Here is an 18,113-nt window from a genome sequence, read left to right as displayed (position 1 = left end):
CCTGGATTTTAAAAGGTGATGTGCACTGTTTTACCTTAGCCAGTTCGTTTTCGCCAGTTCGATCACTTCATCGCCGCGGCCGCTAATAATGGCGCGTAGCATGTACAGGCTAAATCCTTTAGCTTGTTCCAGTTTGATCTGTGGCGGGATCGCCAGCTCTTCTTTTGCCACGACCACGTCAACCAGTACCGGGCCGTCGATGGAAAACGCGCGCTGTAGCGCTCCGTCCACGTCTGCGGCTTTTTCCACGCGAATACCAGTAATGCCGCAGGCTTCGGCGATACGCGCGAAATTGGTGTCGTGCAGTTCCGTACCGTCGGTAAGGTAGCCGCCGGCTTTCATTTCCATCGCCACAAAGCCCAGCACGCTGTTATTAAAGACCACGATTTTTACCGGCAGCTTCATCTGTACCACCGAGAGAAAATCGCCCATCAGCATACTGAAGCCGCCATCGCCGCACATCGCGATAACCTGACGGCCAGGCGCGGTGGCCTGAGCGCCGAGCGCTTGCGGCATGGCGTTGGCCATTGACCCGTGGTTAAACGAGCCCAGCAGGCGGCGCTTGCCGTTCATTTTTAGATAGCGGGCCGCCCAGACGGTCGGCGTACCGACATCGCAGGTAAAAATGGCGTCGTCAGCGGCGAAATGGCTAATTTGTTGCGCCAGATATTGCGGGTGGATGGCTTTATCGCTGAGTTTGGCTAAGTCATCCAGCCCCTTACGGGCGTCCCGATAGTGCTCCAGAGCTTTATCGAGGAATTTACGATCGCTTTTTTCTTCCACCAGCGGCAGCAGAGTGTGAAGCGTGGCTTTAATATCGCCCACCAGCGCCATGTCGACTTTGCTATGGGCGCCAATACTGCCTGGGTTGATGTCAATCTGAATGATTTTGGCATCGCTCGGATAAAAGGCGCGATAGGGAAACTGGGTGCCGAGCAGGATGAGCGTATCGGCGTTCATCATGGTGTGGAAGCCAGAAGAGAAGCCAATCAGGCCCGTCATTCCCACATCATAAGGGTTATCATACTCAACGTACTCTTTGCCACGCAGGGCATGAATGATTGGCGCTTTTAGTTTTGCCGCAAACTCGACCAACTCCTCATGCGCGCCCGCGCAGCCGCTACCGCACATCAATGCGATATTGCTGGAGTAGCGCAGCAGTTGCGCCAGTTTTTTCAGCTCTTCCTCCGCCGGCGTGACGAGGGGGTGCGGGGCATGATACCAGTGGGTGACGGCGTTTTCAGGCGCGGGTTTTAGCGCCACGTCGCCCGGAAGTACCACCACGGAGACGCCGCGGTTTAGCACCGCTTTGCGCATGGCGATGGCGAGTACCTGCGGGATCTGCTCCGGGCTGGAAACCAACTCGCAATAGTGGCTGCATTCACGGAACAACTCCTGCGGGTGGGTCTCCTGGAAATAACCACTGCCGATTTCACTGGACGGAATATGGGCGGCGATCGCCAGAACAGGGACGTGGTTACGGTGGCAGTCAAACAGGCCATTGATCAGGTGCAGGTTGCCGGGGCCGCATGAGCCGGCGCATACCGCCAGCTCGCCGGTAAGCTGCGCTTCCGCGCCGGCGGCGAAAGCGGCGACCTCTTCGTGGCGGGTTGGCATCCATTCAATGGTTCCCATACGATTAAGACTATCGCTCAGGCCGTTCAGGGAGTCGCCAGTGACGCCCCAGATTCGTTTTATGCCAGCCTGTTCCAGCGTTTTGGCGATAAAAGCGGCAACGGTTTGTTTCATGGTTTTCCATCTCCTTAAATGTGATAACGGTTACAAGTTTAGTTGAAGATGGCGATGACGTTTTTCTTTGGCGGAGAGAGAGGAGCGAAAGGATGAAGCGAGCGGCAAATCGCCCGGTGGCGCTAACGCTTACCGGGCCTATGATGGAACGTTTACCGATTATGCGAGAACAAGATCGCCCTGCGGATGGCAGGAGCAGGCCAGTACGTAACCTTCGGCGATCTCCGCCTCGCTCAGCGTCATGGTGCTGCTCACCGTATAGTCGCCGGAAACGACTTTGGTTTTACAGCAGCCGCAAACGCCTGCCCGGCAGGCAGCGGCAACCGGTACTTTATTACTCTCCAGCGCCTCCAACAGCGTAGTACCGACCGGGGCATAAAATTCCTGCGCTGGCTGTAGTTTGGTGAATTTCAGGCCGCTGGTTGCTGTTTCCGCCACCGGAGTGAAGAACTTCTCTTTAAAGAAGCGCGTTAGGCCAAGTGCTTTCACTTCCTGTTCGACGAAATCCATATAGGGCGCCGGGCCGCAGGTCATGATGGTGCGCGACGCCAAATCCGGTACGCGCTGTAACAATTCCGTGGTCAGACGGCCCGCAACAAAACCTTCCGTGGCATGATTTTCCGCCACTAGCGTGACCGGGTACTGCCGCCACTCGTCGGCGAAAATCACATCTTCCGGCGAGCGGACGTTAAAAATGACCTGTACGTCGGCCTGCGGGCGGTATTTCGCCAGCCAGCGACGCATCGACATGATTGGCGTCACGCCACAACCGGCGGCGAGTAGCAGAAACTTATCTTCTGTTTTATCGTCACAGGTAAAATCGCCCATTGCATCAGACAGCCAGATGTAATCACCGCGCTTGATGTCATGGGTCAACCACTGTGAACCCGTGCCATCTTTAATCCGACGAACGGTCAGCGTAATATATTCACTGACGCCCGGCGTAGATGAAAGGGTGTAGGCGCGCAGCGTTTCCGCTGAGTTACGTACGCTCACCAGCGCATACTGCCCGGCGCGGTAAGGGTAGTAGTCATGGCATAATAGCGCAATCGTCCATACATCTGGTGTCTCCTGGCGGATGTGATGCACCTGCATTCGCCAGGGACATTGTGAGGCTGGCATCGTCATCATTGACCTCCTTACGCGCTCAGCAATTGCTTCATGTCTTCTTCAACGGTGGTCACGGAACGCAGACCGAACTTCTCGTTGAGGATAGCCAGCAGATCCGGCGTGAAGAAGCCCGGCGCGGTCGGACCGGTGACAATATTTTTCACGCCTAATGACAGCAGCGTCAGCAGAATAACGATCGCTTTCTGCTCAAACCATGAGAGCACCAGTGATAGCGGCAGATCGTTTACGCCGCAGCCCAGTTTTTCCGCCAGCGTCACCGCCAGGATAATCGCGGAGTAAGCATCGTTACACTGACCGGCATCGACCAAACGCGGCAGCCCTTCGATGTCGCCAAACTCCAGTTTGTTGAAACGGTATTTACCGCACGCCAGAGTCAGGATCAGGCAGTCATCCGGTACGCTGGTGGCGAAATCGGTAAAGTAGTTGCGCTCGCCGCGCGCGCCGTCACAGCCGCCGACCAGAAAGATGTGGTGCAGTTTTTTACGACTGACCAGATCGATCAGCGTATCGGCAGCGCCGAGCAGGGTCTGACGGCCAAAACCGACGGTGATGAGATGCGGGATTTCGCTATACGGGAAGCCCGCCATCTGCTGCGCCTGGGCGATTACCGGCCCGAAGTCGTCGCCTTCAAGATGGCTAACGCCCGGCCAGCCGACGATGCTACGGGTCCAGATACGGTCGTCATAGCTGCCCACGGTCGGGTCGATAATGCAGTTCGAGGTCATCACGATTGGGCCAGGGAAGCGGGCGAACTCGACCTGCTGATTCTGCCAGCCGCTGCCGTAGTTACCGATCAGATGCTTGAATTTACGCAATTCCGGATAGCCATGTGCGGGCAGCATTTCACCGTGAGTATAGACGTTAACGCCGGTGCCTTCGGTCTGCTCCAGCAGGTTGTAGAGATCTTTCAGATCGTGACCGGAGATCAGAATGCACTTGCCTTCAGTCGCTTTGACGTTGACCTGAGTCGGCGTCGGGTGTCCATATTTGCTGGTTTCACCGGCATCCAGAATGCTCATCACTTTAAAGTTCATCTGACCGATTTCCATTGCGCACTCCAGCAGCGCGTTCATGTCGGCAGGCCAGGTGCCTAGCCAGGCCATGATTTTGTGGTACTGGGTGTAGATATCGTTGTCTGACTTCCCAAGAACGTGCGCGTGCTCCATGTAAGCCGCCGCGCCTTTCAGACCGTACAGGCACAGCAGACGCAGGCCGAGGATGTTCTCGCCAATGGCGGCTTTATCTTTATTCGGGGTAAATTCTACCGCCTGACGTTGCAGCTCGCCCAGATCGTCGCTAACCAGTTGCAGATTAGCCATCGGATTGTCGCAATACGCATTGGCATCCACGCTCAGGCACTGGGCTTTCAATGCTTCACGCATGGCGATAGCGTCACGGGCGTAGCCGGCGATACGCGGAGAGTCGAAGTTAACGTTGGTCAGCGTGGAGAAAAACGCGCGCGGTGCAAAGCTATCAACGTCGTGATTAATGATGCCATATTCACGGGCTTTCGCCGCCCAGGCAGACAAACCCTGCAAGGCCGCAATCAGCAGATCCTGCAGATCGGACGTTTCAGCCGTTTTACCGCACATTCCCTGCGCGTAGGAGCAGCCGTTTCCGGCTGGCGTACGGATGGTTTGTTCACATTGCACACAAAACATGGTCACACCCTTTAAAGTTATATTTAATATACATGTTTAAGGTTATGCCTGTGAACAAAGGGATAAAAGGGATTTCTGCCATAATTTGCAGGGAGATTGATTTAGCGCAATTTTGGCGGTAGATGCCTACCGCCAGAGAGGTATCAGGCCGAGAAGAACGCCATTAAGAGTGGTACCAGCAGGCTGAGGATAAAGCCATGAACGATGGCCGCCGGAACAATCTCTACGCCGCCGGAGCGCTGTAATACCGGCAACGTAAAGTCCATTGAGGTTGCTCCGCACAGGCCCAACGCCGTTGAACGGCTGCGGCGAACCAGACCGGGAATAAGCATAATGGCCAAAAGTTCGCGGGCCAGATCGTTAAAAAATGCCGCGCTACCAATAACCGGTCCAAACGACTCCGTCAGCAAAATACCGGAAAGAGAGTACCAGCCGAAACCTGACGCCATCGCCAGAGCGGTTTTTAGCGGTAAGTCGAGGATAAACGCATTAATCACGCCGCCCAGTAATGAACTTGCCACGACAACGACCGCGACAATCATTCCCCGGCGGTTAAGCACAATTTGCTTTAAGGTCATGCCGCTATTTCGTAGCTGAATCCCCACCAGGAACAATAAAAAGATCAGCGTATATTCACTGGCTTCCGTGGCGTGTTGTAAAACAGAGAGTCCGCTCAGGCCGATAACAAATCCCAATACCACCACGCCGCACAGTTGCAGCGACTCCAGCGCCATGGCAATACGCGAAGGCAGTTTTTCCTGCTGATGATGGTGACGCCACGGGAGGGTACGATCCAGCCAGAATAATGCGGCGATATTGCACAATAAAATGATGGTAATACTGACGGCGGAATAATGAAAAATCGCGACCAGATTACTGGCGAGGTTATCCAAAAACGCCAGGCTTATTCCCATAAAAAAGAGAATAAGGTACACGATCCAGCTCAGTAGTCGATTAATGAGTTGTAATGCGGCTTTATGTCGCAGTGGAATGAGATAGCCCACAATCAGTGGAACCAGAATGATTAAAAGTCCTGAAAACATGAACAGCCGGGCCCTTTTTTATTGTTTGAGTAGCGTACATGACACTACCGAATTCCAGACTATCAGTAAAGCGACACCGTCAGCCGTACATTTATCAGACAGTTGCCCCGGGCAAAGGGGGGAATATCACGCCAGGCGGAAGCATTTGCCGTTATACTGCGGTGAGTTTAATGGAGTGGTGACGCTTTTCTGGAGGAAGTATGATTCTCGAACGCGTTGAAATAGTAGGATTTCGCGGTATCAACCGGCTGTCGTTGATGCTGGAGCAAAACAACGTGCTGATTGGGGAGAACGCCTGGGGCAAATCCAGCCTGCTGGATGCGCTGACTCTGTTACTGTCTCCGGAACTCGATCTCTACCATTTTGTCCGTGAGGATTTCTGGTTTCCGCCTGGCGACATAAAAGGACGCGAGCATCACCTGCATATTATTCTGACTTTTCGCGAAACGCAGCCAGGGCGGCATCGGGTACGTCGTTATCGGGCGCTGGAAGCATGCTGGTCGCCTTGCCAGGATGATTTTCATCGTATTTTTTATCGGCTTGAGGGCGAATGCGGCGCCGATGGCAGCGTGATGACGCTGCGCAGTTTTCTCAATAGCGATGGGCAGCCATTGCCGGTTGAAAATATTAACAATCAGGTACGCCACCTGGTTCGTCTGATGCCAGTGCTACGCTTGCGCGATGCGCGTTTTATGCGACGTATTCGCAACGGTACGGTGCCCAATGTGCCGGATGTTGAAGTCACGGCCCGGCAACTGGATTTTCTGGCGCGTGAGCTGGCGACCCGGCCGCAAAATTTAACCGATGGACAGATTCGTCAGGGACTGTCCGCGATGGTGCAACTGCTTGAACACTATTTTTCAGAGCAGGGCGCAGGACAGGCCCGTCACCGACTCATGCGCCGGCGTTCGCAAAATGAACAGCGTAGCTGGCGCTATCTGGATATTATTAATCGGATGATCGACAAACCGGGCAGCCGGTCGCATCGGGTGATCCTGCTGGGGCTTTTCTCCACGTTGTTACAGGCGAAGGGGACACTGCGGTTACATAAAGACGCGCGACCGTTATTGCTGGTGGAAGATCCGGAAACCCGTTTACATCCCATTATGCTCTCGGTCGCCTGGCAATTGCTCAATCTGTTACCGCTACAGCGGATAGCGACAACCAACTCAGGCGAACTGCTCTCGCTAACGCCGGTGGAGCATGTCGTACGGCTGGTGCGCGAGTCTTCCCGTGTCGCCGCCTGGCGCCTGGGCCCGGGGGGATTAAGCGCAGAAGATGGACGGCGCATCGCCTTTCATATCCGCTTTAATCGCGCGTCGTCGCTGTTTGCGCGTTGCTGGCTGCTGGTGGAAGGCGAGACGGAGACCTGGGTTATTAATGAGCTGGCGCGCCAGTGTGGACATCATTTTGATGCGGAAGGCATTAAAGTCATTGAGTTTGCTCAGTCCGGTCTGAAACCGCTGGTGAAGTTTGCTCGTCGTATGGGAATCGAGTGGCATGTCCTGGTGGATGGCGACGAAGCGGGGAAAAAATATGCCGCGACGGTCCGCAGCCTGCTCAATAACGATCGGGAAGAAGAGCGCGAGCATCTCACCGCGCTGCCTGCACTGGATATGGAGCATTTTATGTACCGCCAGGGCTTTGCCGATGTTTTTCACCGGGTTGCGCAGCTACCGCCTAATGTGCCGATGAATACCCGAAAAATTATCACTAAAGCTATCCATCGCTCGTCAAAGCCGGATTTGGCGATTGAAGTCGCGATGGAAGCCGGGCGGCGGGGAATTGACGCCGTGCCGCCGCTGTTCAAAAAGATGTTTTCGCGCGTGGTTTGGCTGGCGCGAGGCCGGGCGGATTAGCGTTTGAATATGGCCGGAACCTGTTCGACGATACTATCGAGTAAAGCATAGCGACGACGATACTCGGCCCGTTTTTTACTGGCGATCTCCGCTTCGCTTTTTCGGGCGATCGCCAGCGGTAGTGCATAGTAATTCCCTTTAATCCGTTCACCGCCTAACGATTCCCAAAACGCGTCATAGTCGGCATGCATTTGCGTCTTTTTATCCATGTATCGCCAGCTACGGTAAACGTGCGCATCGTTACTCACGGCTATAATCTGCTCTGCCTGAAAGACTTGCGCAAACTGACAGAGAGCCTCCATCACGATGCGTTTAGGAAAAAGACCATGGCAGGCTTTGGTCGCCTGCTGGATAACATCGTGAGGGACGTCGTTTGCCGCGCCCTGTAATCCGCCGATAAATAGTGTGCGTTGTTGATTAAAGCGACACAGGGTAAATGTGATCTCTGCCAGAATACGTAACTGTGCGTCGCGAACAACAATGGTGCTTTCACCTTCTTTATCCAGTGAGACCAGACTGACTAAATCAAGTTGAAACAACTCGCCGGTTTTAGTTTCAAATTTAGCAAGATTCAGGCCATACTGACTTAAATAGCTAACTTGTTGTTCCCGCGATAAAAGCTGGCGCATCTGTTGATAATGAAAACACAGAGCATCTAAGGCGAAATCGCGTTTAATATTTACAGCCATATAAGGACGATGTAGCCGAATAGGCAAACGCGGCTGACGAGCAAGTAAAGTATTTAACTCCGGCCACTGGGTAAGATTCGTCAGTAATTGGCTGGTCGCACGCGGCATGACTAATGAGCGGATTAAAAACTTGCGACGAAAGCTGGCTTTACGCCAGAATTTTCCTGGCTGTAATTGCCCGCGCGTCAGACGAATAAATAATTGTAAAGGAGAGATGTAATCTGAAGTGTACCAGGTATTATCTGTAAGCTGTGTCATGATCGTAATCCGCGACATAAGATTGTCGAGATTGAACCACAGGAAACATTAACCAATCGTCAATACGGCCGGCGTTATCTTTATTACGTTAGGTTTGTTTAGATTCGGTTTACTTTCTGGTTAAAATTTTGCCGTCAGGATTTCTATGCGTGCTAAGGGAAAGAAATTTAAAAAGCGTTATCTGGTCATTATTTTAATTCTTTTAGTAGGGGGGATAGCTGGCTGGCGAATGCTAAATGCGCCGCTGCCAACTTATCAGACATTAATCGTGCGGCCAGGCGATCTTGAACAGAGTGTACTGGCGACTGGAAAACTGGACGCGTTGCGTAAAGTGGATGTCGGCGCGCAGGTGAGCGGCCAGTTGAAAACGCTGCTGGTCTCTATTGGCGATAACGTTAAAAAGGATCAGCTACTCGGCGTGATTGATCCCGAGCAGGCGGAGAACCAGATAAAAGAGGTCGAGGCCACCCTGATGGAGCTGAACGCGGAGCGTCAGCAGGCGGCCGCTGAGTTAAAACTGGCGCGGGTTACGCTGACGCGCCAGCAGCAGTTAGCTAAGACTCAGGCGGTATCGCAACAGGATCTGGATACCGCCGCGACGGAGATGGCGGTTAAACAGGCGCGTATTGGCACCATTGATGCCCAGATCAAACGTAATCGGGCCTCTTTGGACACCGCGAAAACCAACCTGGAATATACCCGTATTGTTGCCCCGATGGCGGGGGAAGTGACGCAAATCACTACCCTGCAAGGACAAACGGTGATTGCAGCTCAGCAGGCGCCTAATATTCTGACGCTGGCGGATATGAGCACCATGTTGGTAAAAGCGCAGGTCTCAGAAGCGGACGTGATCCACCTTCGAGCGGGGCAGAAAGCATGGTTCACCATTGCAGGCGATCCGCAAACGCGCTATGAAGGCGTTTTAAAAGATATTCTGCCGACGCCGGAAAAGATCAACGACGCTATTTTTTATTACGCCCGGTTTGAAGTCCCGAACCCCAAAAGAATTTTGCGTCTTGATATGACCGCGCAGGTTTATATTCAACTCATGGATGTAAAAAATGTGCTGATTATTCCCCTCGCCGCGCTTGGCGAACCGGTGGGCGACAATCGTTATAAAGTGGCGCTGTTGCGTAACGGCGAAAAACGTGAGCGTGAAGTCGTCATTGGCGAGCGTAATGATACAGACGTAGAAGTGGTTAAAGGTCTGGAAGCGGGCGATGAAGTGATCATCGGCGAGGACAGGCCGGGAGCGACGCCATGACGGCATTGCTTGAACTGTGCAATGTGAGCCGCAGCTACCCCTCCGGAGAAGAGCAGGTGGCGGTGTTGAAAGATATCTCCCTGCAAATCCACGCCGGGGAGATGGTGGCGATTGTCGGCGTTTCCGGTTCTGGAAAATCAACGCTGATGAATATCCTTGGGTGCCTGGATAAACCGACCAGCGGCACTTATCGGGTGGCGGGGCAGGACGTCTCGACTCTGGACCCGGACGCGCTGGCGCAGCTGCGGCGTGAGCATTTTGGCTTTATCTTTCAGCGCTACCATCTGTTGTCGCATTTAACGGCGGCGCAAAACGTTGAAATCCCTGCCGTCTACGCTGGCATTGAATGCAAAAAACGACAGGCACGCGCCAGGGAGTTGCTCCAGCGATTGGGACTAAGCGATCGCGTCGATTATCATCCTTCGCAGCTTTCTGGTGGACAGCAGCAGCGTGTCAGTATTGCCCGCGCGCTGATGAACGGCGGACAAGTGATTCTGGCGGATGAGCCGACCGGCGCGCTGGATAGTCACTCCGGCGAAGAGGTGATGGCGATTTTGCACCAACTGCGCGATCGCGGACATACGGTGATCATTGTGACGCATGATCCGCTGGTTGCCGCCCAGGCTGAGCGCGTTATTGAAATTCACGATGGCAAGATTGTCCATAACCCGCTCGCGCAGGAAAAGAAACGCGAACAAGGCGTTACCACTGCCGCGGTTAATATGGCTTCCGGCTGGCGTCAATTTGCCAGCAGCTTTCGCGAAGCGCTGGCGATGGCGTGGTTAGCAATGGCTGCTAATAAAATGCGTACTTTACTTACCATGCTGGGAATTATTATCGGTATTGCGTCGGTGGTGTCGATTGTGGTGGTCGGCGACGCCGCAAAACAGATGGTGCTGGCGGATATCCGCGCAATGGGCACTAACACGATTGATATTCATCCGGGCAAAGATTTCGGTGACGACAACCCACAGTATCGCCAGGTGCTGAAATATGATGATCTGGTCGCTATTCAGAAACAGCCGTGGGTTAACTCTGCGACGCCCAGCGTTTCAAAGAGCTTACGTCTTCGCTATGGCAATATTGATATTGCCGTAAATGCTAATGGCGTTAGTGGCGATTATTTTAACGTTTACGGCATGTCCTTTAGCGAGGGGAATACCTTCAATACGGTACAGCAACGGGATCGCGCGCAGGTGGTGGTGCTGGATGCCAACACGCGACGCCAGCTATTTCCAAATAAAGCGAATGTCGTAGGGGAAGTGGTGCTGGTGGGTAATATGCCGGTTATTGTTATTGGCGTGGCGAAAGAGAAACAGTCCATGTACGGCAATAGCAATCTGTTGCAAGTTTGGTTGCCCTACAGCACGATGTCAGATCGCATAATGGGTCAGTCATGGCTTAATTCGATCACCGTTCGTGTGAAGGATGGCGTTAATAGCGATCTGGCTGAACAGCAGCTTACCCGCCTGCTCACATTACGTCACGGTAAAAAAGACTTCTTCACCTGGAATATGGACAGCGTCCTGAAAACTGCTGAAAAAACCACCTATACTCTTCAGTTATTTCTGACGCTGGTGGCCGTCATTTCGCTGGTTGTCGGCGGCATCGGCGTTATGAATATTATGCTGGTTTCCGTCACCGAGCGAACGCGTGAAATCGGCATCCGTATGGCGGTAGGCGCACGCGCCAGCGATGTGCTACAGCAGTTTCTTATTGAAGCGGTGCTGGTCTGTCTGGTTGGCGGGGCGCTGGGGATTAGCGTGTCGATGTTAATCGCATTTATGCTACAGTTTTTCCTGCCCGGCTGGGAGATCGGTTTTTCACTGACTGCGCTGGCGAGCGCGTTTTTATGTTCGACGTTTACTGGGATACTGTTTGGCTGGCTACCGGCGAGAAACGCGGCGCGACTGGACCCGGTGGATGCGCTGGCAAGGGAGTAATCTTGCTGACGTCATTTGTAGGTCTGACAAGACGCAATAGCGTCACCTTCAGGCAATGGCGTTATCAGCCAGAAATAAAAATGCCAGCCGATCGGGCTGGCATTTTGCCTCCTGGATGTACACAATGAGACAGAGGAGCTATGCAACGGCCTCTGCTTCGATGGGCACGATGACGCTGGCGTGATTGCCTTTTGGCCCCTGGTGTACATCAAACCGGACAGACTGCCCGGCTTTAAGCGTTCTGTAACCATCCATCTGAATGGTGGAGTAATGGGCGAAAATATCCTCGCCGCCGCCTTCAGGGCAGATGAAACCAAACCCTTTGGCATTGTTGAACCACTTTACAGTACCCGTTTCCATGCTTCGACATCCTTCGTAAATCTTATATAAGTAAGATGGAATGAACCGGTGACGGAGTGGGGGCTGTTCAAAACCTCACCAACTCTCGACAGTACAATTTAGAGAAATCAGGCGAGGCGTCAAGCATCAGGCAGGGGGAAACGGGTAAAAATGAATCAAAAATTTGAAGCAGTTAACGCTATTGCCGGGAATGTGACAGAGGTCGCGGATGGTACTGATAGATGTTAGTTATCTATCAATTGAGGTAGATTGATTGTGTGCATAGACTCTGGTCAGCGGCAGATTTTCCTGCCGGCAACCGTAACCGATAATGACGACTGACAATGGGTAAGACGAACGATTGGCTGGATTTTGACCAGTTGGTGGAAGATAACGTGCGCGACGCGCTGAAACCACCATCTATGTATAAAGTGATATTAGTCAATGATGATTACACTCCGATGGAGTTTGTTATTGACGTGTTACAAAAATTCTTTTCTTATGATGTAGAACGTGCAACGCAATTGATGCTTGCAGTTCACTATCAAGGCAAAGCCATCTGTGGCGTGTTTACCGCCGAAGTGGCGGAAACCAAAGTGGCGATGGTGAACAAGTATGCAAGGGAGAACGAGCATCCGTTGCTGTGTACGCTGGAAAAAGCCTGAATGCAGGTATAAAAATTGGGGGAGGTGCCTATGCTCAATCAAGAACTGGAACTCAGTTTAAACATGGCTTTCGCCAGAGCGCGCGAGCACCGTCATGAGTTTATGACCGTCGAGCATCTGTTGCTGGCGCTACTCAGCAACCCATCGGCTCGCGAAGCGCTGGAAGCATGCTCCGTGGATCTGGTGGCGCTCCGTCAGGAACTCGAAGCCTTCATTGAACAAACCACACCCGTACTGCCTGCCAGTGAAGAAGAGCGTGATACGCAGCCGACGTTAAGTTTCCAGCGTGTCCTGCAACGCGCTGTCTTCCATGTTCAGTCTTCCGGGCGCAGTGAAGTGACTGGCGCGAATGTGCTGGTGGCTATCTTTAGCGAACAGGAATCACAGGCGGCTTATCTGCTGCGTAAGCATGAAGTGAGCCGTCTGGATGTCGTGAACTTTATTTCTCACGGGACGCGAAAAGACGAACCGAGCCAATCTTCCGATCTCGGCAATCAGCCAACTAGCGACGAACAAGCTGGCGGGGAGGAACGTATGGAAAACTTCACGACGAATCTTAACCAACTTGCTCGCGTGGGCGGCATCGATCCGCTGATTGGTCGTGAAAAAGAACTGGAACGCGCGATCCAGGTATTGTGTCGTCGCCGTAAAAATAACCCGTTGCTGGTGGGGGAATCCGGCGTCGGCAAAACGGCGATTGCCGAAGGACTGGCCTGGCGTATAGTACAGGGTGATGTGCCGGAAGTGATGGCCGATTGCACCCTATACTCGCTGGATATCGGTTCGCTGCTGGCGGGCACCAAATATCGCGGCGATTTTGAAAAACGGTTTAAGGCGTTGCTGAAACAGCTTGAGCAGGATACCAACAGCATCCTGTTTATCGATGAAATCCATACCATTATCGGCGCGGGCGCGGCGTCTGGCGGACAGGTGGATGCGGCAAATCTGATTAAACCGCTGCTCTCCAGCGGCAAGATCCGGGTGATCGGCTCAACAACCTATCAGGAATTCAGCAATATCTTTGAGAAAGACCGCGCATTAGCGCGCCGTTTCCAGAAAATTGATATTACCGAGCCTTCGGTGGAAGAGACGGTGCAAATTATCAACGGCTTGAAACCTAAGTACGAAGCGCACCACGACGTGCGTTATACCGCGAAAGCGGTGCGTGCTGCGGTTGAGCTGGCGGTAAAATATATCAATGACCGGCATCTGCCGGATAAAGCCATTGACGTGATTGACGAAGCGGGCGCTCGGGCGCGTCTGATGCCGGTGAGCAAACGTAAGAAAACGGTCAACGTGGCGGATATTGAGTCCGTAGTGGCGCGAATTGCGCGAATTCCTGAAAAGAGCGTCTCGCAGAGCGATCGCGATACGCTGAAGAATCTGGGCGATCGACTGAAAATGCTGGTTTTCGGCCAGGATAACGCGATTGAGGCGTTGACCGAAGCTATTAAGATGAGTCGTGCGGGGCTGGGCCATGAGCATAAACCTGTCGGCTCGTTCTTGTTCGCCGGGCCAACTGGCGTAGGGAAAACCGAAGTTACGGTACAGCTTTCAAAAGCGCTGGGTATTGAGCTGCTGCGTTTCGATATGTCCGAATATATGGAACGTCATACGGTGAGCCGTCTGATCGGCGCGCCTCCGGGATACGTCGGTTTCGACCAGGGCGGGCTGCTGACGGATGCAGTGATTAAGCATCCTCATGCGGTGCTACTGCTGGATGAGATCGAAAAAGCACACCCGGATGTCTTTAACCTGCTGCTACAAGTGATGGATAACGGTACGCTGACCGATAACAACGGCCGTAAGGCGGATTTCCGTAACGTGGTGCTGGTGATGACCACCAACGCCGGCGTGCGAGAAACCGAACGTAAATCTATTGGTCTTATTCATCAGGACAACAGTACCGATGCGATGGGTGAGATCAAGAAAGTGTTTACGCCGGAGTTCCGTAACCGTCTCGACAACATTATTTGGTTCGATCATCTGTCTGGCGAGGTGATTCATCAGGTTGTCGATAAGTTTATCGTCGAGTTGCAGGCTCAGTTGGATCAGAAAGGCGTCTCCCTGGAAGTTAGTCAGGAAGCGCGCGACTGGCTGGCGGAAAAGGGCTATGACCGGGCGATGGGCGCACGACCAATGGCGCGTGTGATTCAGGATAACCTGAAAAAACCACTGGCCAATGAGTTGCTGTTTGGATCGCTGGTTGACGGCGGACAGGTCACCGTCGCGCTGGATAAAGAGAAAAATGCGTTGACGTATGGCTTTCAGAGTGCGCAAAAGCATAAGCCGGAAGCCGCGCATTAATCTTCGTTTCACTGTCGTACAAACCGGGCCTTAGCGCCCGGTTTTTTTACGCCGGATAATAGTATTCATGTCTGATGGCGCTGTGCTCGCGGTAGGCCGGATAAGACGCCTGTGCCGCCATCCGGCAATGATGGGGCAATATACGAAAAAAAAGCCCGTACTTTCGTACGAGCTCTTTCTTTAAGATGGCGGTGAGGGGGGGATTGACTCGCTGCGCTCGCCCTGCGGGCAGACTCCTCGCAGGCTCGTCGTCTGTCCAACTGGCTGCGCCAGTTGTCGAACCCCGGTCGGGTGTTCTCATCCCCCCTGTAGGGTGGCTTTATGTGAAAAAAAAGCCCGTACTTTCGTACGAGCTCTTTCTTTAATATGGCGGTGAGGGGGGGATTCGAACCCCCGATACGTTGCCGTATACACACTTTCCAGGCGTGCTCCTTCAGCCACTCGGACACCTCACCATATTGTATTGCTGCCTGACCGCTTGGGGGCAACGGGGCGCTACTATAGGGAGTTGCGCTAAAACGGTCAAGCAGAATTTACATATTCACTGTCGTTTGCTCATGCAATAGACATAATCCCCGCCCAAACTGGCGCGGGGAGGCAAATTAGCGCTGTGAATCCAACATCTCGTTGTTTTTCACCACATCCTGCGCTTTGCTGTAGCTTTCGATCAGCAGTTGATATGCCGGGAATACCTGAGTATAAACGTCGGCCCACGCGGCGGCGTCTTCACGGTTCCAGGTGCCTTGCAGCTCAGAGGCGACCGCGGCGGTATCCATCGGTACGACGCCAGCCTGCACGATACGTGCCAGGGTGATCTCCTGCGCCATCTTGCTGTAGGTGCCGGAGGCGTCGATCACGGCAAATACCTTATAACCTTCCGCTACCGCGCTAATGGCCGGGAATGCCATGCATACGCTGGTAATCGTCCCGGCAATGATCAGCGTCTTACGACCGGTCGCTTTTACCGCGTTAACGAAATCTTCGTTATCCCAGGCGTTAATTTCACCTTTGCGCGCAATGTACTGCGCATGCGGCGCATTAGTGTGGATCTGCGGGATCAGCGGGCCGTTCGGACCTTGCGGTACGGATGCTGTGGTGATGACCGGCATTTTCGCTAGCGTCGCCATCTTCGCCAACGCCGCTGCGCGAGCGCGTAATTCCGGCATTGGCATATCGCCTACGGTCTGGAAAAGACCGCTTTGATGATCGATTAAAAGCATCACGGAATCGTTAACATCAATTACTGGGCGCAAACCATTAAAATTAGCAGGACTGGACATCGTGTTCTCCTTCATGTTTTCAGATTTGGCCAAAACGGCCGGAGTTGAAATCGCGTACTGCTTCTGCGATCTCTTGTTTCGTGTTCATAACAAATGGGCCGTAACCCACAATCGGTTCATTCAGCGGCTCGCCTGATAACAGCAATACGCTGGCGTCGCTGCTGGCCTCAAGGTGCAGCGTTTTCCCTTGCTGGCTCAATACCACCAGTTGCGCTTCGTTGACCGGCGTCGTGCCGTTCACCGTGATATTGCCTTTCAGTACCACCAGCGCGGTACTCCATCCTTCCGACTGAGACAGCGTGAGCTGGCGATTGCGTTGCAGGCGCATATCCCAGACATTGAGCGGCGAGAAAGTATGCGCCGGGCCTTTTGTCTCTTCATAACGCCCCGCGATGATGCGCACGGTTCCGGCGTCATCCGGCAACGTAACGGTCGGGATAACATCGTGGTTGATGCTTTGATAACCCGGGGTGGTCATTTTGTCCTTCATTGGAAGGTTGACCCACAACTGCACCATTTCCAGTTCGCCACCCTGACGGGTAAAGGCGTCGGAGTGGAACTCTTCATGCAAAATACCTGCGCCTGCGGTCATCCACTGAACGTCGCCCGGGCCGATAACGCCTCCGCGACCGGTAGAGTCCCGATGCTCGACTTCGCCGCTATAAACAATCGTCACGGTCTCGAAACCGCGGTGTGGATGTTCTCCAACGCCGCGTTTTTCATTACCTGGCGTAAATGAGTGCGGCCCGGCATAATCCAGCAGCAGAAATGGACTCAACTGCTGCGCATGTGACTGATAAGAAAAGAGTGAACGAACCGGAAATCCATCGCCAACCCAGTGCGGGCGAGGTGCGGTATAGACGCCTGTAATCTGTTTCATGGTGTTCTCCTCAATGGCGCTGTCTTGATGTGAATAAGCTTATATTCATGACAAAAGGTTCGGTAGTGGCTAAAATGGCTCATACCGTTCCATTAATAGGACAATGTAATGATAAAAACGGATCTCAATGATTTTGCGTGGTTTGTACATGTGGTCGAAGAGGGGGGGTTTGCTGCGGCGGGGCGGGCGCTTGATGAACCAAAATCAAAACTGAGTCGGCGTATTGCGCAACTGGAGGAGCGGCTGGGCGTGCGATTGATTCAGCGAACCACGCGGCAGTTTAACGTTACCGAAGTGGGGCAAACATTCTATGAGCACTGTAAAGCGATGCTGGTGGAAGCTCAGGCGGCGCAGGATGCCATTGCCGCGTTGCAGGTAGAACCTCGCGGTATCGTGAAGCTGACCTGCCCAGTGACGCTGCTGCATGTACACATCGGCCCAATGCTGGCGAAGTTTATGGCGCGCTATCCTGATGTTTCGCTACAACTTGAAGCGACCAATCGTCGGGTGGACGTCGTAGGGGAGGGGGTGGATGTGGCGATTCGCGTCAGGCCACGCCCGTTTGAGGATAGCGATCTGGTGATGCGCGTCCTGGCCGACAGAGGGCATCGTCTGTTTGCCAGCCCGGATCTCATCGCACGGATGGGAAGCCCTTCCGCCCCGGCGGAGTTGAGCCATTGGCCAGGGCTAAGTCTTGCATCAGGTAAGCATATCCACCGCTGGGAACTTTATGGCCCGCAGGGCGCGCGTGCGGAAGTCCATTTCACCCCGCGTATGATTACCACCGACATGTTGGCGCTACGCGAGGCGGCGATGGCGGGCGTGGGACTTGTTCAGTTGCCTATTTTAATGGTGAAAGAACAACTGGCCGCCGGTGAACTGGTCGCAGTGCTGGAAGAGTGGGAGCCCCGGCGGGAGGTGATTCATGCTGTGTTTCCATCCCGGCGAGGATTATTACCTTCCGTACGCGCGTTGGTCGATTTTTTGACAGAAGAGTATGCGCGCATGGTGGAAGAGTAACCTGCTCGTCATTCATCTATTTAAT

The 18,113-nt window shown here is 53.5% G+C and carries 14 protein-coding genes and 1 tRNA gene; 6 read left to right on the top strand and 9 right to left on the bottom strand.

From position 1 onward, the window contains the following. Window positions 1–30 precede the first annotated feature (30 nt). From poxB to F4V72_RS14140, 4 genes are all read right to left on the bottom strand, one after another. Entirely contained in the window at window positions 31–1,749 is a 1,719-nt protein-coding gene (poxB, locus tag F4V72_RS14155; RefSeq protein ID WP_136058386.1) for a ubiquinone-dependent pyruvate dehydrogenase, read from the bottom strand. 159 nt (window positions 1,750–1,908) lie between these two features. After that, complete coding sequence (hcr, locus tag F4V72_RS14150) at window positions 1,909–2,877, bottom strand: NADH oxidoreductase (RefSeq protein ID WP_023249471.1); 969 nt, start codon at window positions 2,875–2,877, stop codon at window positions 1,909–1,911. A gap of 11 nt (window positions 2,878–2,888) precedes the next feature. Then, window positions 2,889–4,541: a hydroxylamine reductase gene (gene hcp / locus F4V72_RS14145; RefSeq protein WP_136058385.1), complete on the bottom strand. Its 1,653-nt coding sequence runs from the start codon at window positions 4,539–4,541 to the stop codon at window positions 2,889–2,891. A 143-nt stretch (window positions 4,542–4,684) separates the two neighbouring features. After that, a complete protein-coding gene (locus tag F4V72_RS14140; RefSeq protein WP_023249473.1) occupies window positions 4,685–5,584 on the bottom strand; it encodes a lysine exporter LysO family protein in 900 nt (299 codons plus the stop codon). 200 nt (window positions 5,585–5,784) lie between these two features. On the opposite strand from F4V72_RS14140, the gene F4V72_RS14135 reads away from it, so the two are divergent. After that, window positions 5,785–7,443, top strand: coding sequence for an ATP-dependent endonuclease (locus F4V72_RS14135; RefSeq protein ID WP_023249474.1), 1,659 nt, complete (start codon window positions 5,785–5,787; stop codon window positions 7,441–7,443). On the opposite strand, the gene F4V72_RS14130 is transcribed toward F4V72_RS14135, so the two are convergent. Next, window positions 7,440–8,390 (bottom strand): VirK/YbjX family protein, encoded by a 951-nt coding sequence (locus F4V72_RS14130; protein WP_023249475.1) that lies wholly within the window; start codon window positions 8,388–8,390, stop codon window positions 7,440–7,442. The genes F4V72_RS14135 and F4V72_RS14130 overlap by 4 nt on opposite strands. A 145-nt stretch (window positions 8,391–8,535) precedes the next feature. Here F4V72_RS14130 and macA point away from each other — a divergent pair, with 145 nt between their 5' ends. Then, entirely contained in the window at window positions 8,536–9,654 is a 1,119-nt protein-coding gene (macA, locus tag F4V72_RS14125) for a macrolide transporter subunit MacA (RefSeq protein ID WP_023249476.1), read from the top strand. Next, window positions 9,651–11,597: a macrolide ABC transporter ATP-binding protein/permease MacB gene (gene macB / locus F4V72_RS14120; RefSeq protein WP_023249477.1), complete on the top strand. Its 1,947-nt coding sequence runs from the start codon at window positions 9,651–9,653 to the stop codon at window positions 11,595–11,597. The genes macA and macB overlap by 4 nt, the downstream gene beginning before the upstream one ends. Before the next feature lie 138 nt (window positions 11,598–11,735). On the opposite strand, the gene cspD is transcribed toward macB, so the two are convergent. Then, on the bottom strand, window positions 11,736–11,957 hold the full coding sequence (gene cspD, locus F4V72_RS14115) for a cold shock-like protein CspD (protein WP_000447499.1): 222 nt from the start codon (window positions 11,955–11,957) through the stop codon (window positions 11,736–11,738). Between the two features lie 323 nt (window positions 11,958–12,280). On the opposite strand from cspD, the gene clpS reads away from it, so the two are divergent. Further along, window positions 12,281–12,601, top strand: a complete 321-nt coding sequence (gene clpS, locus F4V72_RS14110; protein ID WP_000520786.1) for an ATP-dependent Clp protease adapter ClpS — start codon at window positions 12,281–12,283, stop codon at window positions 12,599–12,601. A 30-nt stretch (window positions 12,602–12,631) separates the two neighbouring features. Further along, entirely contained in the window at window positions 12,632–14,908 is a 2,277-nt protein-coding gene (gene clpA / locus F4V72_RS14105) for an ATP-dependent Clp protease ATP-binding subunit ClpA (protein WP_023249478.1), read from the top strand. 367 nt (window positions 14,909–15,275) lie between these two features. Here clpA and F4V72_RS14095 read toward each other — a convergent pair. The 3 genes from F4V72_RS14095 to F4V72_RS14085 form a co-directional block, all read right to left on the bottom strand. Continuing rightward, window positions 15,276–15,363: transfer RNA gene (locus F4V72_RS14095), tRNA-Ser, on the bottom strand. A 147-nt stretch (window positions 15,364–15,510) separates the two neighbouring features. Beyond that, the gene (locus tag F4V72_RS14090) at window positions 15,511–16,188 is read right to left on the bottom strand and encodes a hydrolase (RefSeq protein ID WP_053530124.1); all 678 of its coding nucleotides are present in this window, start codon (window positions 16,186–16,188) and stop codon (window positions 15,511–15,513) included. A 19-nt stretch (window positions 16,189–16,207) separates the two neighbouring features. Beyond that, entirely contained in the window at window positions 16,208–17,068 is an 861-nt protein-coding gene (locus F4V72_RS14085) for a pirin family protein (RefSeq protein ID WP_053530125.1), read from the bottom strand. A 108-nt stretch (window positions 17,069–17,176) separates the two neighbouring features. Here F4V72_RS14085 and F4V72_RS14080 point away from each other — a divergent pair, with 108 nt between their 5' ends. After that, the gene (locus tag F4V72_RS14080; RefSeq protein WP_053509596.1) at window positions 17,177–18,088 is read left to right on the top strand and encodes a LysR family transcriptional regulator; all 912 of its coding nucleotides are present in this window, start codon (window positions 17,177–17,179) and stop codon (window positions 18,086–18,088) included. Window positions 18,089–18,113: the final 25 nt, after the last annotated feature.

It is taken from the genome of Salmonella enterica subsp. diarizonae (genome assembly GCF_008692785.1).
Lineage (GTDB): Bacteria > Pseudomonadota > Gammaproteobacteria > Enterobacterales > Enterobacteriaceae > Salmonella > Salmonella diarizonae.
This window is presented reverse-complemented; position numbering and strand designations above follow the sequence as displayed.

What these genes read in the sequence shown, in the direction of transcription:
- poxB (WP_136058386.1), bottom strand. Translation starts at nt 1,749, where the DNA reads ATGAAACAAACCGTTGCCGCTTTTATCGCCAAAACGCTGGAACAGGCT.
- hcr (WP_023249471.1), bottom strand. Translation starts at nt 2,877, where the DNA reads ATGACGATGCCAGCCTCACAATGTCCCTGGCGAATGCAGGTGCATCAC.
- hcp (WP_136058385.1), bottom strand. Translation starts at nt 4,541, where the DNA reads ATGTTTTGTGTGCAATGTGAACAAACCATCCGTACGCCAGCCGGAAAC.
- F4V72_RS14140 (WP_023249473.1), bottom strand. Translation starts at nt 5,584, where the DNA reads ATGTTTTCAGGACTTTTAATCATTCTGGTTCCACTGATTGTGGGCTAT.
- F4V72_RS14135 (WP_023249474.1), top strand. Translation starts at nt 5,785, where the DNA reads ATGATTCTCGAACGCGTTGAAATAGTAGGATTTCGCGGTATCAACCGG.
- F4V72_RS14130 (WP_023249475.1), bottom strand. Translation starts at nt 8,390, where the DNA reads ATGACACAGCTTACAGATAATACCTGGTACACTTCAGATTACATCTCT.
- macA (WP_023249476.1), top strand. Translation starts at nt 8,536, where the DNA reads ATGCGTGCTAAGGGAAAGAAATTTAAAAAGCGTTATCTGGTCATTATT.
- macB (WP_023249477.1), top strand. Translation starts at nt 9,651, where the DNA reads ATGACGGCATTGCTTGAACTGTGCAATGTGAGCCGCAGCTACCCCTCC.
- cspD (WP_000447499.1), bottom strand. Translation starts at nt 11,957, where the DNA reads ATGGAAACGGGTACTGTAAAGTGGTTCAACAATGCCAAAGGGTTTGGT.
- clpS (WP_000520786.1), top strand. Translation starts at nt 12,281, where the DNA reads ATGGGTAAGACGAACGATTGGCTGGATTTTGACCAGTTGGTGGAAGAT.
- clpA (WP_023249478.1), top strand. Translation starts at nt 12,632, where the DNA reads ATGCTCAATCAAGAACTGGAACTCAGTTTAAACATGGCTTTCGCCAGA.
- F4V72_RS14090 (WP_053530124.1), bottom strand. Translation starts at nt 16,188, where the DNA reads ATGTCCAGTCCTGCTAATTTTAATGGTTTGCGCCCAGTAATTGATGTT.
- F4V72_RS14085 (WP_053530125.1), bottom strand. Translation starts at nt 17,068, where the DNA reads ATGAAACAGATTACAGGCGTCTATACCGCACCTCGCCCGCACTGGGTT.
- F4V72_RS14080 (WP_053509596.1), top strand. Translation starts at nt 17,177, where the DNA reads ATGATAAAAACGGATCTCAATGATTTTGCGTGGTTTGTACATGTGGTC.